19 protein-coding genes and 1 pseudogene are annotated in these 23,685 nt (G+C 61.1%); 7 read left to right on the top strand and 13 right to left on the bottom strand.

The features are described from left to right. Nucleotides 1-47: 47 nt before the first annotated feature. On the bottom strand, nt 48-1,106 hold the full coding sequence (locus tag C1H69_RS01400; protein ID WP_165789396.1) for an extracellular solute-binding protein: 1,059 nt from the start codon (nt 1,104-1,106) through the stop codon (nt 48-50). 185 nt (nt 1,107-1,291) lie between these two features. Between C1H69_RS01400 and C1H69_RS01395 the strand changes: the two genes are divergently transcribed. From C1H69_RS01395 to C1H69_RS01380, 4 genes are all read left to right on the top strand, one after another. Further along, a complete protein-coding gene (locus C1H69_RS01395) occupies nt 1,292-2,167 on the top strand; it encodes an AEC family transporter (protein ID WP_102651635.1) in 876 nt (291 codons plus the stop codon). Between the two features lie 97 nt (nt 2,168-2,264). Next, nucleotides 2,265-3,410 (top strand): PQQ-dependent sugar dehydrogenase, encoded by a 1,146-nt coding sequence (locus C1H69_RS01390; RefSeq protein WP_102651634.1) that lies wholly within the window; start codon nt 2,265-2,267, stop codon nt 3,408-3,410. Between the two features lie 69 nt (nt 3,411-3,479). Next, nucleotides 3,480-4,937, top strand: a complete 1,458-nt coding sequence (locus C1H69_RS01385) for a sensor histidine kinase (protein WP_102651633.1) — start codon at nt 3,480-3,482, stop codon at nt 4,935-4,937. Continuing rightward, entirely contained in the window at nt 4,934-6,325 is a 1,392-nt protein-coding gene (locus tag C1H69_RS01380; protein ID WP_240609771.1) for a sigma-54-dependent transcriptional regulator, read from the top strand. Before C1H69_RS01385 ends, C1H69_RS01380 begins: the two co-directional genes overlap by 4 nt. Before the next feature lie 201 nt (nt 6,326-6,526). Here the strand turns inward: C1H69_RS01380 and C1H69_RS23510 are convergent, their stop codons facing one another. The 6 genes from C1H69_RS23510 to C1H69_RS01350 all read right to left on the bottom strand — a co-directional run bounded on the left by C1H69_RS23510 (nt 6,527) and on the right by C1H69_RS01350 (nt 12,446). Beyond that, nucleotides 6,527-6,664, bottom strand: coding sequence for a hypothetical protein (locus C1H69_RS23510; RefSeq protein WP_165789395.1), 138 nt, complete (start codon nt 6,662-6,664; stop codon nt 6,527-6,529). Nucleotides 6,665-7,187: 523 nt separating this feature from the next. Continuing rightward, nucleotides 7,188-7,544, bottom strand: coding sequence for a hypothetical protein (locus C1H69_RS01370; RefSeq protein ID WP_102651632.1), 357 nt, complete (start codon nt 7,542-7,544; stop codon nt 7,188-7,190). 269 nt (nt 7,545-7,813) lie between these two features. Beyond that, on the bottom strand, nt 7,814-8,665 hold the full coding sequence (locus tag C1H69_RS01365) for an ABC transporter permease (RefSeq protein WP_102651631.1): 852 nt from the start codon (nt 8,663-8,665) through the stop codon (nt 7,814-7,816). 4 nt (nt 8,666-8,669) lie between these two features. Beyond that, nucleotides 8,670-9,923: an ABC transporter permease gene (locus C1H69_RS01360; protein ID WP_102651630.1), complete on the bottom strand. Its 1,254-nt coding sequence runs from the start codon at nt 9,921-9,923 to the stop codon at nt 8,670-8,672. Between the two features lie 87 nt (nt 9,924-10,010). Then, the gene (locus tag C1H69_RS01355) at nt 10,011-11,129 is read right to left on the bottom strand and encodes an extracellular solute-binding protein (RefSeq protein ID WP_102651629.1); all 1,119 of its coding nucleotides are present in this window, start codon (nt 11,127-11,129) and stop codon (nt 10,011-10,013) included. A 183-nt stretch (nt 11,130-11,312) separates the two neighbouring features. Continuing rightward, nucleotides 11,313-12,446 (bottom strand): ABC transporter ATP-binding protein, encoded by a 1,134-nt coding sequence (locus C1H69_RS01350; protein ID WP_102651628.1) that lies wholly within the window; start codon nt 12,444-12,446, stop codon nt 11,313-11,315. 383 nt (nt 12,447-12,829) lie between these two features. Here C1H69_RS01350 and C1H69_RS01345 point away from each other — a divergent pair, with 383 nt between their 5' ends. Together C1H69_RS01345 and C1H69_RS01340 are read left to right on the top strand one after the other, a co-directional pair. Further along, on the top strand, nt 12,830-14,497 hold the full coding sequence (locus C1H69_RS01345) for a BCCT family transporter (protein ID WP_422666871.1): 1,668 nt from the start codon (nt 12,830-12,832) through the stop codon (nt 14,495-14,497). A gap of 201 nt (nt 14,498-14,698) precedes the next feature. Continuing rightward, the gene (locus C1H69_RS01340; RefSeq protein WP_102651626.1) at nt 14,699-16,483 is read left to right on the top strand and encodes a sensor domain-containing phosphodiesterase; all 1,785 of its coding nucleotides are present in this window, start codon (nt 14,699-14,701) and stop codon (nt 16,481-16,483) included. 73 nt (nt 16,484-16,556) lie between these two features. On the opposite strand, the gene C1H69_RS01335 is transcribed toward C1H69_RS01340, so the two are convergent. From C1H69_RS01335 to C1H69_RS01325, 3 genes are all read right to left on the bottom strand, one after another. Next, complete coding sequence (locus C1H69_RS01335) at nt 16,557-17,282, bottom strand: 3'-5' exonuclease (protein WP_102651625.1); 726 nt, start codon at nt 17,280-17,282, stop codon at nt 16,557-16,559. A 2-nt stretch (nt 17,283-17,284) separates the two neighbouring features. Continuing rightward, nucleotides 17,285-19,198 carry a DUF294 nucleotidyltransferase-like domain-containing protein gene (locus C1H69_RS01330; protein ID WP_102651624.1) on the bottom strand — a complete coding sequence of 638 codons (1,914 nt, stop codon included), beginning with the start codon at nt 19,196-19,198 and terminating at the stop codon, nt 17,285-17,287. A gap of 147 nt (nt 19,199-19,345) precedes the next feature. Continuing rightward, complete coding sequence (locus C1H69_RS01325; RefSeq protein WP_102651623.1) at nt 19,346-19,744, bottom strand: DUF4168 domain-containing protein; 399 nt, start codon at nt 19,742-19,744, stop codon at nt 19,346-19,348. A gap of 198 nt (nt 19,745-19,942) precedes the next feature. Here C1H69_RS01325 and C1H69_RS01320 point away from each other — a divergent pair, with 198 nt between their 5' ends. Then, entirely contained in the window at nt 19,943-20,863 is a 921-nt protein-coding gene (locus tag C1H69_RS01320; protein WP_102651622.1) for a DMT family transporter, read from the top strand. Between the two features lie 12 nt (nt 20,864-20,875). Here the strand turns inward: C1H69_RS01320 and mtgA are convergent, their stop codons facing one another. From mtgA to C1H69_RS01305, 3 genes and pseudogenes are all read right to left on the bottom strand, one after another. Continuing rightward, entirely contained in the window at nt 20,876-21,589 is a 714-nt protein-coding gene (mtgA, locus tag C1H69_RS01315; protein WP_102651621.1) for a monofunctional biosynthetic peptidoglycan transglycosylase, read from the bottom strand. A gap of 21 nt (nt 21,590-21,610) precedes the next feature. Then, entirely contained in the window at nt 21,611-22,468 is an 858-nt protein-coding gene (gene fghA / locus C1H69_RS01310) for an S-formylglutathione hydrolase (protein ID WP_102651620.1), read from the bottom strand. Nucleotides 22,469-22,623: 155 nt separating this feature from the next. Then, nucleotides 22,624-23,685, bottom strand: a pseudogene (locus C1H69_RS01305) (S-(hydroxymethyl)glutathione dehydrogenase/class III alcohol dehydrogenase); the annotation flags it as partial.

Here is a 23,685-nt window from a genome sequence, read left to right as displayed (position 1 = left end):
GTCCACTTCCACCAATGGTTGGCGCCCTTGCCGGTTTACGCTCTTGTTTATTCCCAGCCGACCCGTGCGAGAATCTGGCGCGCCTTGGACAGATGCCCGGTCAGTTGACGCATCGACAAGGTGTCCATGCTGGCATGGCCCAGTCGCTGCTCGGCGTTGATCTCATCGACTCCTTCCGCCACTACCGGGAAGAAGATGCCTCCCGCCACGTCTCGTTGCATGGCGACCCCGGCGGTGTGCTCGAGGAAGCGCACGGCCTGTTCGGCTCTAGGGGTGCCCTGCGCCACGGCGAAAGCCGCCACGTTGCGGTAGGCACCGCGCCCCTCCAGCCCTTCGCCCTGCTGGTTGGGCCACACCAGTTTCAGCGCTTCGGCAGTCGACTGCTCCTCGGCATTCTCCGATTCGAGGAGTCGCAAGTAATAGTAGTGGTTGGCCAGGGTCACCGCGCAGTCGCCAGGTGCGGCCAGGGCTTGCAACAACTCGCTGTCGCGCCCACCCGCCGGCTGGGCCAGGTTGGCGACCAGGGCCTCCGCCCACTCCTCCGCCGCTGCCTCGCCGTGATGGGCAACGACCGAAGCCATCAGCGAGGTGTTGTAGGCCGATGCCCCGCCTCCCAGGCAAAGCTTGCCGGCCAGGCGCTCGTCGGCCAGTGCCTCGTAGCTTTCCGGCACCCAGTCGATCTTGTCCGGGTTGACGTAGATTACCCGGGCCCGGGTGGCGTAGCCGCTCCACCCTGCCTCGAGATCGCGCAGCTCCACGGGCACCCGGGTCTCCAGCGACTCGGATTCCAGCGGCTGGAGCCAGCCAGCTTCCATCAGCCTATGAATATTGCCGGTATCCACCACCATCAACACATCGACTGGCGGCTCCGCTTCCGACGCCAGGGCTGCCTCGAAGGCTGAGGTCAGCTCCTCCATGGATAGGGAAACCAGTTCGATGGGAATGCCGGTCTCCTGCGTGAACGCGGCAAATATCGGGGCTTCGGGATCATTGAGACGCGGCGCATGGACCTTGAGCGGTGCACTGGCCAGGGCCAGCGGAGCGGTCAAGAGGGTGGCGGCCAGCGGAAGGACGATGCAGGTCTTGCCGATTACACGAGGGCGCATGGGGTAACGGTTCCTTGGCAGAGGCCGGAGTGGCCAAGCCCCAATAGTAATGATTATCAGAATCAGACATACCCGCTCACCCCGCAACGCCTCGTTCGTACCCGCGCAACCTCGGGGGAGGCAGGCTTGCATCGCCAGGCATCGATTACGGACAATGACGACCTGATCACCGACAAGGACGCCAGATGCTCGCCGAACTCTTTGCCATCATGGCGCCAGTGCTGGCTGGTGCCGGGCTGGGTTTTACCTGGATTCGCCTTGGCCATCCCTACCCCGTGGACTTCGTGACCCGGCTGGTCTTCAACATCGGCACCCCGGCGCTGGTATTGGCCTCGCTCTCTGGCGCCGATATCGATGCCGGAAGCGTTGGCCGCACCATGCTGGCCACGGCCCTGGTCATGGTCAGCATGGCGGTGGCGACCCTGGCAATGGCGCGCCTGCTTCGCCGCGACTGGCGCGTACTGCTGGACCCGATGATGTATCCCAATACCGGCAACATGGGCCTGCCCGTGGTGCTCTATGCCTTCGGCAGCGCCGGCTTTGCCTTCGGTATCACGGTAATGGTGACGGTCTCGCTGTTCCAGTTCACCCTGGGTGCCGTTTTCAGTAGTCGTGGCAACCCCTTGGCGACTCTCGCCAGGACCCCCACCGTATACGCTATCCTGATTGCACTGGCACTACTGTTGACGGATACCGGCCTGCCCCTGTGGCTGGACAACAGCCTGGACCTGATCTCCGGTTTCACCGTGCCACTGATGCTGATCACGCTGGGAGCGTCTCTGGCCAGCATTCAGGTGAAGGATCTCAAGTCGGGCATCGGCTTCAGCCTGCTGCGCATACCGGTAGCGGCATTGCTGGCCTGGGGGATCGGTGCGCAACTTGGGCTTCCCCCGCTGGCACTCAGCATTCTGGTGCTGCAGATGAGCATGCCGGTGGCGGTCTTCACCTATCTGTTCGCCCAGCGCGCCGGGCGCGAACCGGAGTATGTCGCCAGCCTGGTGTTCTGCTCCACCCTGCTGTCGCTGTTCTATTTGCCGATCCTGCTGGCCGTCCTGATGTAGGCTAGGCACGACGCAGACCGATCGGGTGATCGGAACACCCTGTCCGTACGGGAGTCTCTATCCTGTCACGCGGAAAATCCAAGAAAGGGAGAACGGGATGCACGAATCACGCACGCTGCTGCCGGCAACCCTGCTGCTGGGCATGGCCTTGTCTGCCGGGTTTGCCCAGGCTGCCGAAGTCGTCCAGGAACGCATTGCCACCGAACATCTGGACCTGCGCCTGGAACGTATCGCTTCCGGCCTGGAGAGCCCCTGGTCCGTCGTCATGCTGCCGGATGATCGTTTTCTGGTCAGTGAGCGGCCTGGTCATCTGACCCTGATCGACGAAGCGGGAGATAGTACCCGGCTGGAGGGACTGCCCGACGTCCATAGCCATGGACAGGGTGGTTTGCTGGATCTGGCGCTTCACCCCTCCTTTGGTGACGGTGAGCATGATTGGGTCTACTTCACCTGGAGCAAGTCCGATAACGGCAGTACCGCCACGGCACTGAGCCGCGCCAGGTTGGAAGGCCAGCGCCTGACCGACATGGAGGAGCTGTTCGTACAGGATCGTTATTCCGACCCGGGCCGTCACTACGGCTCACGTATTGCCTGGCTATCCGATGGCACCTTGTTGATGAGTATCGGTGATCGCGGTACCGAGCCACCCCGCGCTCAGGACAAGGGAGACCATGCCGGCAGCGTGCTGCGCCTGACCGAGACTGGTGGCGCTGCGGACGACAACCCCTTCCTGGACGATGCCGAGGCCCTGGACGAGCTCTATACCATCGGCAATCGCAATATACAGGGAATGGTCGTCACCATGGATGGCGAGGTCTGGGCCAGCGAGCATGGACCCAGGGGCGGTGATGAGGTCAACTTTCTCGAGGCCGGCGAAAATTACGGCTGGCCGGAAGTGAGCAAAGGCCGGGATTACGGTACCGGCGAACCCATCGGGGAGGATTCCCTGCCCGGCATGCGCGACCCCGCCCATGTCTTCGATGGCACCCAGGCACCGTCCGGCCTCGCCCAGGTCACTGCCGACACCTTCCCCGACTGGAGCGGCAATCTGCTGGCCGGCGGCCTGCGCAGCGAACGGCTCGAGCGTCTGACCCTCGAAAACGGCAGCGTCGTCGATAGTGAAGTGATACTGGACGGCCACATCGGTCGTATCCGCGATGTCCGACAGGGCCATGATGGCGCGATCTACCTGCTCAATGACGATCCGCGGGGCAGCCTCTACCGCCTGGTTCCAGCCGACTGACCCTTTCGTGCAGGTGTCGGGGAAGTTCATACCGGCACCTGCATTTCCACCCTGTTGCCGCGAGCCATCATGCGTCTACGTAATCTCATCATCATTACGGTCATCGCTCCGCTTTTCCTGGTGCTGCTGATCTTCAGCCTGGTGGCGATCAAGTCACTGGAGGATAACGTACGTTCCCGGCTGGAACGGGAAGTCCAGGTGATCACTCACGTGATCGGTACCACGCTCACTCACGCCTTGGCCAGGGATGTCACCGAGCCTCTGGAAGAGTCGCTCTATTCCGCTTTCTCCTTCCACCGCATCTACGGCGCCTATGTCTTTGACGCCAACGGCCAGGAAATCTACGGGCTAGGGCTGGGACAGGCGCTTTTCAGCCCCGAGACCATTCGGGAGGTCGCCGAGGATGGTGAAATGCGTGCCGCCTATCGTGAACATGATGGCTGGCACTATTATTCGGCGTTGAAGCCGCTCACCTCCCCTACCGGAGAGGTTCGCGGCGTGCTGCAGGTCAACCGGCTCAATACCGGTATCGAAAACTACACCGGCTTTCTCAGCCAGCTGGCATTGCTTGCCTTCGCCATCGGCGCCGCCGGTGTGATGCTGGGCATCTGGTGGGGGTTCCGTCGCCATATCGAAAGGCCGCTCGAGCGCCTGCTGGCCGTCATGCAGCGTGTCGAGGAAGGCGATCGCAACCAGCGCGCCGAAGCCGAAGGGCCCCAGGAGTATGGCCGTCTCGCCGTGGCTCTCAACGGCATGCTCGACGCCATGGTCGAGAAGGATGCTGACATCGAAGCACGCCGGCGCAAGGAGATCGAGCTGGAAAAACGCCTGCGCAAGTCCAAGAAACTGGCCGAACTGGGCGTGCTGGCCGCCGGCGTGGCGCACGAGATCGGTGCCCCGCTCACCGTGATCAATGGCCAGGCCCAGCGCCTGGCAAGACGCAACACCATTGGTGATGACGAGCGAGCAAAACTTGGCCGCATTCGCAGTGAAGTGGAACGCATCGTCGAGATCGTCCGTCAGTTGATGGAGCTGGGGCGGCGCCACAATGTCGAGAAGGAAGCGCTGGATCTGACCAGCCTGGTCAAGGCCACCCATGAACTCGTGGAAGAGGATCTGGAGCAACATGCCATCCGGCTGCAGCTGGACCTGCCGGACCCACCGCCTCAGTTGCTGGCCAATGGCCAGCAGTTGATCCAGGTGCTCACGAATCTGCTGCTCAACGCCACCCAGGCCGAGGGAGTCCAGCAGATACGTATTCGGGCCCGCCAGGCTGAAGACTGGCTGACACTGTGGGTCGAGGACGACGGCCCCGGCATAGCTGGCGCCGATCAATCCAGGGTCTTCGACCCCTTCTTCACCACCAAACCCGTTGGACAAGGTAGCGGCCTGGGACTTTCCATGGTGCACCGAATCATCAATGACCACGGCGGTACTGTCGGCGTTTTCGACAGCGAGCTAGGCGGCGCCGGATTTGAGATCGGCCTGCCATTGGACGATACCACCGAAGGAGGAACTGCCACGTGACAGGGAACATCGCTACCCCCACCTTGCCGATTCTGATCGTCGAGGACGACGCAGCCATACTGGAACTGCTGGAAGAAGAGCTGCAGGAAGCCGGCTATCCGACTCTGGGGGTGGGCAGTGCAGAGGATGCCATTGCAACCCTGAGTCATAGCGACGTCTCACTCGTGATCAGCGACGTACGCCTGCCCGGAATCAGCGGCATGCAACTACTGGAACAGCTGCGCAGCGAGGGAAGTCGGCTGGGCTTCATCGTGATCACGGCATTCGGCACCATCGACCAGGCCGTGGAGGCATTGAAAATCGGTGCAGACGATTTCCTGACCAAGCCGCTGGACCTTGAAGGCGTTCGTGAGGCCGTCTACCGCGTGCTGGAGAACCGGCGTCTGGCAGAGCAATTCCTGCAGGAGAACCCGCCTGGCCACTTCCATGGCATCGTGGGCGAGAGCGAGTCGATGCAGACGCTCTTTCATGACGCCGCCCGGCTCGCCAAGAGCGACGCTCCCATTCTCATACTCGGCGAGAGCGGCACCGGCAAGGAACTGCTGGCTCAAGCCATACACAAGGAGAGCCCCAGGGCCGAGGAGTCATTCATTGCCATCAACTGTGCCAGTATTCCCTCCGAACTCATGGAGAGTGAGTTCTTCGGCCATGTAAAGGGGGCCTTTACCGGGGCCAGCGAATCCCGACAGGGCCTGTTCCAGGCAGCCAATGGAGGCAGTCTGTTTCTCGACGAAATCGGCGAGATGTCCCCCGGGTTGCAGGCGAAGCTGTTACGCGCCCTGCAGGAAAAGACAATAAAGGCGGTGGGTGCGGAGAAAGAGGAAGCCGTGGATGTACGCATCATTGCCGCGACCCATCGTGATCTTGAACAGGAAATCGAAAGTGGCAACTTCCGCAGCGACCTGTTCTTTCGCCTGGAAACCTTCTCGTTGCGCATACCTCCCCTGCGGGAACGACATGGCGATATCCAGCGACTGGTTTCGGCACTGATCGAGAAACACGCCACCAGCCAGGGCAAGTCGATCGAACGTGTCGAGCCTGCCGCCCTGCAGGCGCTTCTCGACTACCCCTATCCGGGCAACGTTCGCGAACTGGAAAATGCCATCATGCGTGCGGTTACCCTGGCCGAAAGCGGGCTGCTCAGTCACGGCGACCTGCCTGAGCGCATTCGTCAACATGCTCTTGAGCAGCGCAACGCAGCGCGTTCCACCGACACAAACAATGCCCTGATGCCAGCTGTCCAGCAAAACAGCTGGCCTAGCCTCGAGGAGGTGGAGAAGCGCTATATCCAGAAGGTGCTGGAAGCCACCGGGGGCAACAAGCGGCGTACCGCTGATATCCTGGGTATCGCACGACGCACCCTCTATCGACGACTGGAAGACGAGTAGGGGCCTGAAACCAAAAAAGCCCCCGTGGGAGATTCGGGGGCGAAGCGCGCCATGCAATCCTGACTGGCGGTGCAGGGGGGATGGCGGGCCGCCAGCGGATTACGCCGCGTCAAGAGGTTGGTTCAAGGCAAGGGTTGCCATGCGAGCTACCCTTGAAGATGCTCCGGTGCAAGGCACCGGAGCGAGAAAGCCCTTGCTTGCTTAGTGGGTGCTTTCATCATCCTCTTCAGGATAATCCCACTCTTCTTCCTCGTTCTCGAACTCCTGATCCTGGCCGAATTCTTCTTCGTCATCGATGGTGGGGTGGTCGTCCGAACCATTCCCCGGCATACGATCCATGCCCTCACCAAAGCCGGCGTCATCTTCCTGCTGGACACCCGGAGCAGCGGGGTCAGTGCCCGGGGCCGCAGGGTCAGTGCCCGGGGCCGCAGGGTCAGTGCCCGGGGCCGCGGGGTCAGTGCCCGGGGCCGCGGGGTCAGTGCCCGGAGCCGCAGGGTCAGTGCCCGGGGCCGCAGGGTCAGTGCCCGGGGCCGCAGGGTCAGTGCCCGGAGCCGCGGGGTCAGTGCCCGGAGCCGCGGGGTCAGTGCCCGGCATCGGCTCAGTACCCGGCGCGCCTTCCTGGGCGGCAGGATCTTGCTCAAATGGAGACGTATCTTGCTGCGCCATTGCGAACGGGCTGGCGGTCAGGCCAACGGTTACACCAAGCACACCCAGTTTCTTGAGAAATACCTTGGACATCATGTCGCACCTCCTGCGAGTGTCGTCGTTTGACGAAAGGGAAGGTAGGGACCTCCCCTCCACTGCCCCGACCATCCTGATCGGGCGGCAGCCTTGCTTGAAGAATCAGACAACGAGTGGCCGATCACATGCCACCCTGCTCGTCCTCCTCATCATTCATCATGGGATCCTGGTCGTCGGCATCCTGATCCATCATCGGCTCTTGCTCAGCCTCCGGCATGGGTTCCTCATCGGGAGCAATCGGCTCTTCGGCACCATCGCCACCCATGGTATCGTCCTGATCCAGGCCAGGATCATCGGTCGCATCCTGCATGGGAGAGCCTTGCTGCTCCGTAGCAGGCGGATCCTGCTCTACCGGCGGCAAATCATCATCGTTGCCGCATCCCGCCAAGGCCAGCGTGCCCAGTGATAGAGCCACTGCCGAGGCCAAAGCGGTCAGGCGACCGGTCGATGTAAAGCGTGAATGCTTGTCATGGCTCATATGGAAACTCTCCCTGATTGATCCGTTGTCCTCCTGAAGGTAGCACAGGCTGTGCCAGTCCGACCAACTAACGACAAATGAAAACAGAATCAGCCCTTTAACCTGAAGTGTCTTTGCCGGAACACGACAGAATGAAGGGCATGTTCTTGGTTCAAAGTGGCACATGGGTCAGGACTAACACAGCGTAACCAGGCGATCTGGTGCCAAAAGCGAGGGAGGCATTCCCGTGATGCCTCCCTGCCAAATCGAGCGAACGGAACAGGACATGCCTAGCCGGGGGTCACCCCTCTCAGGCGCTCTCCACGTCGACGCAACAGTTCCAGTGTCGTCAGCAGCAGCATCGACAGCAGTACCAGCAATGTGGCCACCGCCAGAATCGTCGGACTGATCTGCTCACGAATTCCGGACCACATCTGGATCGGCATGGTGCGCTGTTCGGGGCCGGCAATGAACAGCACGACGACGACCTCATCGAAGGAGGTGATGAAGGCAAATAGCGCACCGGATACCACGCCCGGCGTCACCAGAGGCAGCACTACCTTGAAGAAAGTGCGGGTGGGATTGGCCCCCAGGCTATGGGCGGCACGGACCAGGGTCGTATCGAAGCTCGACAGCGTAGCGGTAACGGTGATCACCACGAAGGGGATACCGAGGGCGGTATGGGCCAGGATCACGCCAAGATAGGTCTGTGCCAGATTTACCTTGGAGAAGAAGAAGAACATGGCTGCCGCGGAAATGATCAGGGGCACGATCATTGGCGAGATCAGCAACGCCATGATGGCGCCCCGGGCCGGCATGTGCCGGCTGGATAGCCCCAGCGCCGCGATGGTGCCCAGCACGGTCGCCAATATCGTCGACGCGATGCCGATGATGAAGCTATTCTTGATCGCATGGAGCCAGGCACGGGAGGTAAAGAAGTCCTGATACCAGCGCAGCGAGTAGCCCTCCGGATCCAGGGTCAACATCTTTTGCGAGAAGGTGAAGTAGGGCTGAGCATTGAAGGACAGCGGGATGATGATCAGCAGCGGCCCCACCAGGAACAGGAAGATCAGAGCGCATATGCCCAGAAAGACATAGTGCCAGATGCGCTCACCACGAGTGGCATAGGAAGGAATGGCCATCGGTTTACCCCAGCTTGACCTTGTCGACGCCGATCAGGCGATTGAAGATGAGATAGAAGATGATCACCACGAACAGCAGGATCGAGGCGATCGCCGCGGCCAGGCCCCAGTTGAGCGAAGTCTGCATGTGATAGGCAATGTAGTTGGTGATGAAGCGGCCGGATTGTCCGCCCACCAGTGCCGGCGTGATGTAGTAGCCGATCGACAGGATGAAGACCAGGATCCCACCGGCCGCGATACCGGGAATGGTCAACGGAAAATAGATCCGCCGGAAGCACAGGAAGGGACGCCCTCCCAATGAGCGTGCCGCCCGCATGTAGCTTGGCGGTATGGTCTTCATGACCGAATAGAGCGGCAGTATCATGAAGGGCAGCAGGATATGGGTCATGGCAATGATGGTGCCGGTCTTGTTATGAATCATCTGCCATCGCGCTTCGTCGGCGATGACACCGACGGCCACCATCAGATCGTTCAGCACGCCCTGGGATTGAAGAATGGCGATCCAGGTGGTGGTACGCACCAGCAAGGAGGTCCAGAACGGCAGCAGAACCAGTATCATCAGCAGGTTCGAGTGACGCAGCGGCAGGTTGGAAAGCAGGAAGGCCACGGGGTAGCCAAGCAACAGCGTCAGGCCGGTGATCACCAGGCTCATCCACATGGTGCGCCAGAACAGGCTCACGTGGATTCGCTGATTCTCGGGAGCACGAACGATCTCGCCATCCGGCGTGAGCTGACGGTCCACCGCCATCAGGTAATAGGACATCGTGAGGGGCGTCGCCTCACGCTGTATCAGCTTCCAGGTATCCAGTTCCCCCCAGCGGGCGTGGGCGTCGATCAGCGCTTCCTTGTAGGGCGGCTCCATCGTACCCAAGCCTCGTGCCGTCCTGGTGATGGCCGAACGCATCCCCGACTGCTCGTAGTTCAGCCGGCTCGACAGCAGCCCCAGGTTGCGGGCCTCCTGACCTTCACGCAGGTCCTCGGCCAGGGCGGCAAAGGCAGGCTCGTCGGGAAGCGACTGGCGATCCCAATCCTCCAACGCGGCGACGGTACGAGACAGGTGGTTGGTGACTTCCGGATTGTCGACGCTGCGCCATAGCATTTCGATAATGGGCATGACGAAGGCAATAACCAGAAACAGCAATAGCGGCGATACCAGCAGGAAAGCCTTGAGCTTCGACCGTCGCACGGCTCGGCGCAAACTGACCTTGAGCGGCACACCATCGGCGGTGGTCAAGGGGAAAGCGGGAGAATCAGACACGCAGGTCTCTCCAGAAAGCGGCAGGACGTTTCGGGCAGTTCATGTCATGAAGCCGCCACCCGAATCGCTCGAGTGGCGGCGGCTGGCTTATTGGGCCAGCCAGGCATCGAAACGCTGGCTCAGTTCATCACTGTAGTCCGCCCAGAATTCATCATCTTTCTGGATAGCAGTGGCGAAGTTGGGCTCATAGGTCGGCATGTGCGGCATCATGTCGATGCCGGCTTCGGCATGAGTCGAAACCATATCGGACGATGACATGCGTGCCGGACCGTAGGAAATGTACTGTGCCTGATCGGCGAGCCGCTGGGTGTCGGTGGCGAAGTAGAGATAGTCACGCACCTTGTCGAGCTTGCCGGTTGGCACCACCCAGCCATCCAGTTCGAATACCTGGGCGTCCCAGATGATTTCGAACGGCTGGTCTTCCGTGACCATGGCATCGAAGATACGGCCGTTATAGGCCGATGCGAAGGCAACCTCCTTGTCGGCCAGCAGTTGCGGGGGCTGGGCGCCCTCTTCCCACCAGATCACGTTGTCCTTGATGGTATCGAGCTTGGCGAAGGCGCGCTGAATGCCCTCTTCGGTCTCGAGCATATCGTATACGTCATCCCGATCCACGCCATCGGCGATCAACGCCCACTCCAGGTTGTTGATGGGGCGGCGCATCAGGGCACGCTGGCCGGGATAATTCTCGAGATCGAAGACATCCTCGATGGTGCTGGGCTGGTTGTCTTCAGGGAACATCTCGCTATTGAAGGCGACGATATTGGAGTAGACGATCGAGGCCACGAAACACTCACCAAGCGCACCTTCGACGAAGTCTTCGCTTGCCGGAGTGCCGTCTGGTGCCTCTGCCAGCAGCTCGTCATGATCCAGCGGCTCGACCAGGCCTTCGGCGCAGGCGATCATGGCATCCGCCGGCAGCATGTCGACCAGGTCCCAAGTGACGTTGCCTGCCTGAGATTGGGCCCGCAGTCCGGCCAGGGCATTGGCACTGCGATCGATATTGACGATTTCGTCGCCGGTCTTCTCCGACCAGGGCTCATGATAGGCCTTCTCCTGGCTCATGCTGTAGGCGCCACCCCAGGAGACGATATTGAGCGTTTGCTGAGCCTGCGCCACGCTGGACAAACCGACCATGGAGGCCCCTGCCACGGCCAGAGCCAAGGTGCGGCGCGCCGCGCGCTTGTGATATCCCTGCTGTTTCATGTCGCTTCTCCAATTGTTGTTGCTTACCAGCTCTTGCCTGCCAGCCCCTTTCATGGCCGACGGACCGCTATCGCGATACCCGCCAATGGAAATTCATTCTGGTGGGCATCGCCTCGATTACGGTAGGAAAACCCATAACCCGTGCAGTACCACTACCCTGGTATCGGCTCGCTTGATGTCGGTTCAGGCATCCAGGGCCCGGCAGTCCTTGCTGGACCAGCCAACCTTGATGGTCTGCCCAGGCCTGAGGGACGGGTGCCCCTTCGCATTGGGCGTCTTGAGAATGAACTCATCGTTACCGCAAACGGCTAGCCGGGTACGCAGGTGATCACCGAGATAGATCACCTCCTTCACCTCGCCTTCGAAGCAGTTGTCGAAGAGGACCGTATCATCCAGGACGATACTGACCCTCTCGGGCCGCAGCGAGAGGGTCGTTCTCGCCCCTATGCCGCCGGCTGCCACTGCCTTGGCCAGTACCGTCTCACCGCCATCGAGACGTACCTGGCACTGATCCCCGATATATTCGGTGACCTCGCCATGAAGACGGTTGTTCTCGCCGATGAAGTAGGCCACGAAGGCGTTATCGGGCTCTTCATAGAGGGTTTCGGGCGTCGCCAGCTGTTGGACGACACCGTCGTTGAACACGGCAATGCGGTCCGACATGGTCAGGGCTTCGGTCTGGTCATGGGTCACGTAGATCATGGTCACGCCGAGACTGTCATGGATCCGCTTGATCTCATACTGCATCTCTTCGCGCAGATTCTTGTCCAAGGCGCCCAGTGGTTCATCCATCAACACCAACTCGGGCTCGAAGACCAGAGCACGGGCCAGTGCAACACGCTGCTGCTGGCCACCGGAGAGCTGGGCTGGACGACGATCACCAAATTCTTCGAGGCGCACCATGGCCAGAGCTCGCGCCACCTTCTGCTTGATCTCCGCCCTGGAGAGGTGGCGCACTTCCAGCGGAAACGCCAGGTTCTCCGCCACCGTCATGTGAGGAAAGAGCGCATAGTTCTGGAAAACCATGCCGATGCCACGCTTGTGGGGTGGCAGGCCGCTGATGGGCTCGCCCTTGAGGAGAATTTCCCCATGGGTCGGGGTTTCGAAACCCGCCATCATCATCAGGCAGGTGGTCTTTCCCGAGCCGGAAGGGCCCAATAGAGTCACGAACTCGCCTCGCTGGATTTCCAGGTTGAACCCCTTCACCACCAGTTCGATACCGTCGTAGCTCTTCTGGACATTCACGAAGCGGGCAAAGCACTCACCCACATCCGTTGCTTCCCTAACGTCTGTGTCTAATTCAGGACTCTCAATCATTCAGGGTTCCCGCTAATGGCCAGCTTCCAACGGATTCCATAGCCCCGCTACCGTCCGGCCATCTGGTCTTGTTATCGTACGTTACTGTCGACACTAGTCCGTTACACGTCGCTACCGCAATCCCCACAGGGTCCAATCACCGTTGAAGACACGCTGGACAATCGTGGGAAAAATCGACTAATAGCGCCCGGCACGGCTCCCGACTGGCTCCAGGGGAGCCATGCCAACCGCCTGACAAGGTAGGGTTTTCCAACCTGCGTTGAGTCGATTCGAAAAGAATACCGGGTGCCTGTACAATACTTGTCCAAAGCACCACGTTAGCGGGCCTCATGGGCCCAACACCAATAACCGCAACCTGATGTCATTCAATGGGAGAACGCGACGTGAACAAGCCTTCTCACGATGAGCGCGCAAAGGAGGCGGACAAGCCTTCGGAAGGCGTGCGAGCCCCGGAAGGGCCGGCGAACCTGATCGATACCGACTATGTCATTGGCCAGGACAATATGGCCACGGACAGGTTCGGCTTCAGCATCGACCTGCACGGCAAGGTGTTTATCATCTCTGCTCTGGTCATTGTATTCTTCGTGGTACTGACTCTCTCCCTCCAGGATGAAGTGGAACCACTCTTCAATGCCTTGCGTGATTGGCTGACCGGCAACCTGGCCTGGTTCTTCCTGCTGTCGGGCAACATCTTCGTGCTGCTGTGCCTGGGCCTTATCGTCTCGCCACTGGGCAAGGTCCGCATCGGCGGCATGCATGCCAAACCGGACTTCAGCTACATGGGCTGGTTCTCCATGCTGTTCGCCGCCGGCATGGGCATCGGCCTGATGTTCTATGGCGTCTCGGAGCCCATGTCGCATTTCAGCGCCGCAATGGACGGGACCGCCACCGAAAATGGAGTTCGCACCGACTGGGCTCCGCTCGGCGGCGCATTGAACGACCCGGCCGCCGCCACCAGCCTTGGCATGGCCGCCACCATTTATCATTGGGGGCTGCACCCCTGGGCCATCTACGCCGTGGTGGCGCTGGCACTGGCAATCTTTTCCTTCAACAAGGGCCTGCCACTGACCATGCGCTCGATCTTCTACCCGATTCTGGGTGAGCGGATCTGGGGCTGGCCTGGCCATGTCATCGATATCCTGGCCGTCTTTGCCACTCTCTTCGGCCTGGCGACCTCTCTGGGCCTGGGGGCCTCCCAGGCCTCGGCAGGGCTCAGCCACCTGTTCGGCATACCAGAGACCGATACCACCATGGTCCTGCTGATCCTGGGCATTACCGCCATCGCCACCTTGTCGATCATAGCCGGCGTCGACAAAGGGGTAAGGCGTCTCTCCGAAATCAACATGGTCCTGGCCATACTGCTGCTGCTGTTCGTCATCCTGGTCGGCCCGACCGTGATGATCTTGACCGGCTTCTTCCAGAACCTGGGCGCCTATGTGGTCAATCTGCCCGCCCTGTCGAACCCCTTCGGACGCGAGGATGCCAACTTCACCCAGGGTTGGACCGCCTTCTATTGGGCCTGGTGGATCTCCTGGTCACCCTTCGTGGGCATGTTCATCGCCCGGATCAGCCGTGGACGCAGCGTGCGCGAGTTCCTGACAGCCGTGCTGCTGTTGCCCTCGCTCGTCTCGGTGCTGTGGATGACTGCCTTTGGCGGAACTGCCGTCGACCAGTTGGTCAGCGCCGACTTCGAGGGGGTTCGCGATGCAGCACTCGAGCTGCAGCTGTTCGTGATGCTCGGTGAGCTACCGCTGGCGGCCATCACCTCGTTCATCGGTATCGTGCTGGTGGTGGTGTTCTTCATCACGTCATCGGATTCCGGCTCGCTGGTGATCGATACCATCACGGCCGGGGGCAAGGTCGACGCACCCAAGCCACAGCGCGTGTTCTGGGCCATCATCGAGGGCGTGATCGCCATCGCCCTGCTATTGGGCGGCGGCCTGGTCGCCCTGCAGGCCATGGCGGTTTCCACCGGCCTGCCCTTCACGCTGGTGCTGCTGGCGGGCTGCTATACCATCATCAAGGCCTTGATGAGTGAGCCAAGGGCGTAGGCCTGGATCGCTACGACAAAGGCGGCCAGCAGGCCGCCTTTTCCATTCCGGCAACACCGACTCCCGTTCGTGCCGGCCCGTACCAAGGCCTTTCGACAAGCCCATCGACATAAGGCGATAAGAGACTGGCAACCCATTAACGCTTCGGGCATATTTCTGAAAGCCGCACAATAAATATGATAAAGGAGCCGCCCTTCGCCCATGATGGCCCCCGAAGATGCTTTCCGCCTGCTTGCCGATGCCTTGGGTAAAGCCGGCACCCCTCATGCATTCGATCACTTGGTCGAGCGGGTCGCGACTATCCTGGATGGGGACCACGTACTGATCGGAAAGGTACTGGCCGACGGCGCCTCTATCCAGACCATCGCCTTCTGGTCACGTGGGGCCCTTCAACCACCCGTGGTCTACCCACTGGCCGGCACTCCCTGCGAACACGTATTGAACGACCAAGTCTGCGACTACGCCGATAGCGTCACCCAGCGATTTCCGGAAGACAACCTGCTCAAGGAAGTTGGCGCAGAAAGCTATCTGGGCGTCCCGCTGCACGCGCCGGACGGCCAACTGGTGGGTCTTCTCGCGGTGCTGTGTAATCGCCCGCTCACCCAGAGCGACTACGCACCGGAAGTACTACGCATTGCGGCGGCTCAGGCGGGAGCCGAAATGGCTCGCCGCATGGAGGAAGAGATGCGACGCAGCAGAGACCATCGCATCGAACAGCTTATCTACTGGGATAGCGTGACGGGTCTGCCGAACCGTCGCTATTTCACGGAGCGCCTTGAAGAGGCTTGTGGGCTGGCTCGCCTGCAAGGCCATAGCCTTGGCCTGCTCTATTTCGATTTGCAGCGCTTCAGGCAGATAAACGATACTCAGGGCCACGAACTGGGAGATCGCCTGTTATTCGACATAGCCGGTCGCCTTGGTGCTCAAGCCGCGTCGGGGGAATTCGTTGCACGACTGGGGAGTGATGAGTTCATGGTCCTGCTCACACGGACAGACCCGGTGGCCATGGCACATGCCATAGAGCGTTATCGCAACAGCCTTTCTCCTCCCGTCCAGATCGCCGACCGTAGCTTTACCATGGCTGCCAGCGTTGGCGCCGCCCTGTTTCCCCGTGATGCCGAAAACCCTCGATCCCTCTTTCAACATGCCAGTATCGCGCTTAACCATGCCAAGCGTGCCGATAGCCGAACCTGCTTCTTCAATGCCCTTATGGCGGATGAACTGCGTCAGCGAGAGAGACTGCAGGTGCGATTCAGTGACACACTGAATCATGGGCAGCTCTCCCTTCATTTCCAGCCTCAATTCAGCCTGGCGAGTGGGCGTCTTATCGGGGCGGAAGCACTGTGTCGCTGGCACGATGAGGTTCTGGGCCAGGTCAGTCCCGCGATCTTCATCCCCCTGGCCGAAGAGCAGGGCCTGATACGCCAACTGGGTGACTGGGTACTGGATGCCGCTTGTAGCCAGCTGCATCACTGGGACGCTCAAGGGAAACCATTTCCGGGGCGGCTATGTGTCAATGTATCGGCACAGCAGATGGACGACCCCGGGCTGGCCGAGCATGTCCTTCGGCTCGCTACCCGTGTCCCCCCTGGGAGGCTCGGCCTGGAACTCACCGAGAGCGGTCTGATGCGTAATCCCGAACAGACCGTCAGCATTACCCAGGCCCTGAGCGATGCCGGCTTCGGGTTGGCAATCGATGATTTCGGTACGGGTTACTCCTCGTTGACTTACCTCAAGCGCTTTGCCGCTGATACGCTGAAGATCGACATGTCCTTCGTTCAGGATATGCTCAAGAGCAGCCACGACCATGCCATCGTCGCCACGATCATCGCCATAGCGAAAACGCTAGGCATGGATACCATCGCCGAAGGCGTCGAAGCGGCTGGGCAGGCCGAAGCACTACGTGACCTGGGGTGCACCGGCGTACAGGGCTACCACTACGGACGCCCGGTGGATGGCGATGCCTTCGCCGCTCTCTGGCTCTAATACGACACGGACCGACCCGACCGGCCATGTGTCTACCTCTCTCCCATAGCACGCAGGGTCGGCTATCCCTTGCCTAGCTCCAGAGCTCACCAACCGGTGTCTGCGGCAGGTAGTGGGTCGCGATCTGTGCCTGGAGCAACTCGGCGGTGGCCAGCGCATCGAGCAAGGCATGGTGTCCCTGGTACGCCGGCAGTCCATAGCGACCACGGCTGTCATTCAAACGAATCGAGACGGGCGGTCGCCTCATCCAGCGACGAAAGCGTGCCCAGGTCGACAGCCTATGCCGGCGAGCTTCCAGCGACATGGTATCGATTACCGGGAAGCGCAGCCCTTCCCCCAGGCGAGCCTTGATCGCCTCATTCAGGAAAGGCCGCTCGATGTGGCGAAAATGGACGACCACCAGGCGCCCAGCCAGGGCGTCGAGCAGTTCGGGAAGCACCTCCGCCAGATCCGGAGCCTCGGCTATCTCAGAATGGGTGATGCGATGCATCGTGATGGACTGGGTGGACAGCGGCCGGCTGGGTCGAACCACCCAGTAGCGCCGCTCGGCCAGCCGGATACGACGCAAGGTGAACGGCACCAGACCGATGCTGACAATCGCGTGACGACGCACATCGAGCCCGGTGGTTTCCAGGTCCAGCGCTACCAATGGTGCCTCGGCGATGGGTGTATCGGGCTCAGGACAACCCGCTGTAAAGAATCGTGCCAATTCCGGCTGGCGCGCCTCGGCGGCACGATGTTCTAGGTATGTCGGCCAGTCGGCGGCGCTGGAACGTGGCAACAGGTGACGGGGCAGCATGATCAGCGGGAACGGCCCGCTCGGGCCGGTATCGGATAGCGGTACTTGAGGAATTTCTGGGCGTTGCTCAGCACCTGGAAGGCATCCTTGAGGTGGTGTCGTTCACTGTCTTCCACGTTTTCCGGTTCGATATCGTTATCCGGCGTTCGCTCCTGCTGGATATCGATGATCTGGTGGCGAATTCGCGCCATGGAGAGCAGCTCCATGGCATAGCGCAACTTCTCGCCAACGCCTGGCGCCAACAGTTGAGTCTGTCCGATATCATCGAGTCTCTCGAAGCTGTTCTGGGCGCGGGAACCGCACGCCAGCGCATGAACTCGAATGAGGTCGACCAGGGGAGCCGTCCCACGGCGCTTCAAGTTGATGGTGTTATTTTGCTTGCCATCCTTTTCCATGACGAACGTACGGAAAAACCCCAGCGGCGGCGTGCGGTTCAAGGCGTTTCGTGCCATGGCAGCCAGAAAAAGAGGGCTCGCCGGTGCCTTCTGCGCCACCAGGTCCTGCAGCTGTTCCACATAGGCTTCCTCACCGTAGGTGCTGTCCAGGTCGAAGAAGATCGAGCTATGCAGGAGGCGTTCCGGCGTCGGGTTGTCGATCCAGTCGCTGAAGTAGTGCTTCCACACCGAGAGGGGCTGTCGCCATTGGCTGTTGGTGGCCATCACATCCCCTTTGCAATAGGTGTAGCCGCAGGCCGCAAGGCCGTCGCTGACCCGCTCCGCCAACGCCAGGAAATAAGCATCGTGATACTTGGCATCGAAATCGTCGGACAGTATCAATGCATTGTCCTGGTCGGTGACGATGGTCTGCTCGTTGCGAGCCATGGAGCCATTGACCATGAAACAGTAGGGGACTGGCGGCGGCCCCAGCTCCTGCTCCGCCAGTTCCAGTAGACGCCGCGTGAAGCTTCGTCCGATCGTTGACAGGGCACTTCCCGCCATCTGGGAATTTGCCCCCTCCCCTACCATGCGCACGAACGCGGCCCGCACGTCGGGAGCCAGCTTGGCCAGCCCCGCCGCACTCGACTGATTGAAGATATTGCTGACCAGATACAGGCTGCTATGGGTCTCATAGCGGATGATGTCGGAGAGATGCACGATACCGACCGGCCGACGACGATGGAGTACCGGCAAGTGATGCACATTGTTGCGGAGCATGCACAGCATGGCCTCATGTACCGATTCGTCGGACTGGATCGTGATCAGCCGATTGCCGATCAGTTCGCCGACAGGGGTATCGGGAGAAAGCCCCTCGGCCACGACACGGGTACGAAAATCGCTGTCGGTCAAGATACCGCAGACCTGCCAGGGACGGTCTTCGCTATCGGTAAACGTATAGCGTGGGTTGTCGCCCGGGGCGTCCAGGACCAGCACCGCCGAGGCCTGGGCCTCACCTATCTGGCGTGCTGCTTCCTGTACCGTCGTCGTGGCTTCGACCATGACCGGGTAGCGCGTCAGCAGCTTGCGCACCCGGGTGATCATCATGTCGTTGGCTTTCTTGTGCTGCTCCACGGCAGCTTCCATGCGAGGACGGCCCAATTCGACGAAGTCGGCAAAGTGCTCATCGGTATCGCAGAGATGATGGAAAGCCGGCTCGGGAATGAAATAGATGAGGGTATCTTCCAGGGCCCGGGCCGGGAAGCGCACACGATGATTCCGCAGCAGACTGAAGTGGCCGAAGATATCCCCCTCTCCCAGCCGGTTGTAGAGATCGCCATTGCGACGATAGACCTCTACGGCGCCGCTACGGATATAGCAGAGCTCATGCAGCTCCTGATCGAGAGTCAGGATATCGGTGCCAGTCTTGAAGTAGCCCACCTCGACCTGGCTGGCAATGTCGTCGAGCAAATCGTCCGACAAGCCATCGAAGGGGGGGAAGCGGCCCATGTGTTGTCGTATTTCCAGCAGTTCCACTTCCATGTATCGCCCCGCTGTCGTCGCTGCCAATGGTTACGCTCAGTGTGTAAGCCTCCTCTAGCGCTGTAAAGCTCTGAACACGACCTCCAGATGCGCAAAAAGGCCACCCGAAGGTGACCTTTTGTCATGCACGCTGCGATGAAAGCCGGCTCAGGACTGCTCGGCCATCTCCTGCACGCGCTGCATCAGTTCAGGATCCTGCTGGATGGCATGACCAATGGCATTGAAGGTATCCACATCGAGACCGCTGTCCTCGACCACTTCGACCATCCTGTCGTTGGCTTCCATGCGCACTTCCTGTTGGGTCTGCTCGTCTTCCGCCGCATGCAAACGCTCGGTGTACTCCTGGGAGATTACGGCGATATCCTGAGACGCATCAGCAAACTGCTGCAGCTGATCATCAGAAAAATCCTGAGCCGGTGCGTCTGCTTGCGGCTGTTGCTGACCGGCTGCCGGATCTTGAGCGGGATCCTGTTGGGCATGTGCCTGAGCGGTCATCAGACCCGCGGTGAGCAGAGCGGCCGAAAACAGTGCAGTCATCCGTTGCATGAATACCTCCAAAACATATTGCGTTGGGTGTGTTGCGTTGTATGTGGGACTGAGACGCGGCTGAGAACCAAGGGTTCAGAATTTTCATGTAACGGAATGAAACATCATTCATCCTGCAAATACTTAACGTGCTAGCATTTGCCCCGCCTCAGGACACCGTATCGTCAACCACTTTCCAACTATGGATACAGCCTGTCAATGACCGCTCTCGCCCCTTCCCGGCTCGACGCCATGTTGTTGGCCGGCATGCCGGTGCTTTTCGTGGCCCTTTGGAGTACCGGCTTCATCGGCGCCAAGTTCGGCCTGCCCCATGCCGAGCCGTTTACCTTCCTGTTCATGCGTTTCGTGTTGACCCTCATGCTGCTGGTGCCCCTGGTAAAGCTGTTCAAAGGGGGCTGGCCACGAGGCGCCCGCCTGTGGGGGCATATCGGGGTTTCCGGCATGCTGGTACACGGCGCCTATCTGGGAGGGGTCTTTTACGGTATCCACCTGGGCATGCCGGCCGGCTTGGCGGCACTGCTGGTGGGCCTGCAGCCACTGCTGACCGCCACGCTGGCCAGTCCATTCCTGGGCGAAAGGATCACGACCGTTCAGTGGCTAGGGCTGTTGTTGGGACTGGCCGGCATCATCCTGGTCCTGGGTAGCAAGCTCGATCCGGGCAAGGATCTCTTCCAGGGCTTTGGACTCGGTGCCTTGGCCAGCATCATGGCCGCCCTGGCGGGGATCACGCTGGGCACCCTGTATCAGAAGCGATTCTGTACCGGCATGCCGTTGCTCTCGGGCACCGTGGTCCAATACATGGCGGCCGGTATCCTGCTGGGGATAGGCGCCCTTCTGCTGGAAGAACGCCACATCGACTGGACACCCACCTTCGTCTTGACCATGGCCTGGCTGGTCCTGGTGCTATCGATAGCCGCCATCCTGCTGCTGATGGCATTGATCCGGCGTGGCGAGGCATCACGGGTAGCCAGCCTCTTCTACCTGGTGCCCCCCGTCACGGCGCTGCAGGCCTGGTGGCTCTTCGACGAACGCCTGCCGCTGGCGGGCCTCGTGGGCATGGTCATTACCATTGTCGGTGTCGTGCTCGCCGTGCGCGGCAAGGCGGCGCAGAAAGCGTGACGTCACGATCCGTCAGTTGGCGGCCAGTCTTTCCAGGTAACCCGTCCCCCCCAGGTTTCGCATCTGCTGACGGATCCATTGACTGCGACGCTCCGTTTGTGGCCCCGGACGTGCCGCATCCCAGGCACGCGGGTTGGGCAGAATGGCCGCGAGACGGCTGGCCTGCACTTCATTCACCTGACTGGCCGACACGCCGAAATAGTGCTGGGCAGCGGCTTCCAGGCCAAAGACACCGTGATCCCATTCGGCGATGTTGAGATAGACCTCGAGGATTCTTTCCTTGGGCCACAAGGTCTCGATCAGCAGGGTAAACCAGGCTTCGAGTACCTTGCGGACCCAGCTGCGCCCGGTCCAGAGGAACAGGTTCTTGGCGGTCTGCTGGCTGATGGTACTGGCGCCTCGCAGGCGACCTCCGCTGCGGCTGGCCTCCCAGGCCCTGCGCATCTCGGCCACATCGAAGCCTCGGTGCTCGGGGAAGCGCTGATCCTCGGCCGCTATCACCGCCAGCTTGGCGTGACTGGACAACTCGTTCCAGGAACGCCACTGATGCTGCAGCGGTAGCGTCTCTCCACCCAGCCAGGCCTCCACCTTGCGCTCCAGCATCACCATGGAGCCATAAGCCGGAACCTGGCGCATCAACAGCACCAGTACCACCGACAGCACGACGAAGGCGGCCCCGACCAGGGCCGCCCAACGTAGTGCTCGAAGCAGTAATGCGCGAATCATGCCACGCCCGTCGGCGTTGGTTCATCCGTGTTTGAATAAGTACTCGGCATGGTAGCGGAGGTGGTCCTCGATAAAGCTGGCGATGAAGTAATAGCTGTGATCATACCCCGGCTGACGACGCAGCGTCAGGGGGTGATCATGCTCGGCACACACCGCCTCTAGCCGCTCGGGCTTGAGCTGCTCCTCCAGGAAGTCATCCGATTCGCCCTGATCGATGAACAGGGGCTGCCTGGAGGCGCCCTTGGCCACCAGCTCGCAGGTATCGTACTGGGTCCAGGTTCCTGCATCATCGCCCAGATACGCCTTGAACGCCTTGCGCCCCCACGGACATTGACTGGGATTGACGATCGGAGCAAACGCCGACACCGAGCGGTAATGCCCCGGCCGGCGTAACGACATGGTCAGCGCCCCATGGCCGCCCATGGAGTGACCGCTGATCGACTCGCGGCCATTGACCGGGAAGTGCTGTCGCACGACCGAAGGCAGTTCCTCGGTCACGTAGTCGTACATGCGATAGTGCTTCTTCCACGGCTCGCGGGACGCGTTGACATAGAAACCGGCACCGGAGCCCAGATCATAGCTGTCGTGTTCACCGGGCAGGTCGGTACCCCGCGGGCTGGTATCGGGGCAGAGGATGGCCATGCCCAGCTCCGCCGCCACCCGATGAGCGCCCGCCTTCTGCATGAAGTTCTCGTCGGTACAGGTCAGTCCGGAAAGCCACCACAATAGCGGCACCCGCTCGGTCTCGGCCTGGGGAGGCAAATAGATGGCAAACACCATCTCGCAATCAAGCGCACGAGAGTAATGTCGATAACGCTTGTGCCAGCCACCGAAACTCTTGTTAGCCGACACCATCTCGAGCTTCTCGGTCATGGTCATAGGGCTTTGCTCCTTCAGCCTGTCATGCTTCCCGCCGTCATGAGCACCCGGAGTCGAGCGCTCGTCCCGGTTACAGCCTTCAATAGTGCCTGTTTCTATCCGAGGTTCGAAGCCGTTACTGCCTTGAACCCCGGTGCCAGGTCACCGGACAGCGCTCAATAGTGCAGCACCGTACGGATGCTCTTTCCGGCATGCAGCAGGTCGAAGGCCTCGTTGATCGTCTCGAACGGCATGTCGTGGGTGATGAACTCGTCGATCTTGATCTCGCCGTTCATGTAGCGCTCCACATAGCCCGGCAGCTCGCTCCGGCCCTTCACGCCGCCGAACGCCGAGCCACGCCACACCCGGCCCGTCACCAGCTGGAACGGCCGCGTCGAGATCTCTTCGCCGGCCCCCGCCACGCCGATGATCACCGACTCGCCCCAGCCCTTGTGGCAGCACTCCAGCGCCGCGCGCATCACGTTGACGTTGCCGATGCACTCGAAGGAGTAGTCCACGCCTCCATCGGTGAGGTCGACGATCACCTGCTGGATCGGGTCCGAGTGCTCCCGGGGATTGACGACGTCGGTGGCGCCGAACTGGCGGGCCAGCTCGAACTTGTCCGGGTTGACGTCGATGGCGATGATGCGGCTGGCCTTGGCCATCAGCGCGCCCTGGATCACCGCCAGGCCGATGGCGCCCAGGCCGAACACCGCGCGGTGGAGCCAGGCTCCACCTTGGCGGTGTTGAGTACCGCGCCGATGCCGGTGGTGACGCCACAGCCGAGCAGGCAGATCTTGTCCAGCGGGGCCTCCGGCGAGACCACCGCCAGCGACACCTCGGGCAGCACGGTGTATTCGCTGAAGGTGGAGCAGCCCATGTAGTGGTGCAGCGGCTTGCCTTCCAGCGAGAAACGCGAGGTGCCATCCGGCATCAGCCCCTGGCCCTGGGTGGCGCGCACCGCCTGGCACAGGTTGGTCTTGCCCGAGCGGCAGAACTTGCACTGCCCGCACTCGGCGGTATAGAGCGGAATGACGTGGTCGCCGGGCTTGAGGCTGGTGACGCCGGGGCCGACTTCCTCGACGATGCCGGCGCCCTCGTGGCCGAGCACGGAGGGGAACAGCCCCTCCGGGTCGGCGCCGGAGAGCGTGAAGGCGTCGGTGTGGCAGACGCTGGTGGCCGCGATACGAACCAGCACCTCGCCGGCCTTGGGCCCTTCGACGTCGATCTCGACAAGC

It is taken from the genome of Billgrantia endophytica, from assembly GCF_002879615.1.
Lineage (GTDB): Bacteria > Pseudomonadota > Gammaproteobacteria > Pseudomonadales > Halomonadaceae > Halomonas > Halomonas endophytica.
This window is presented reverse-complemented; position numbering and strand designations above follow the sequence as displayed.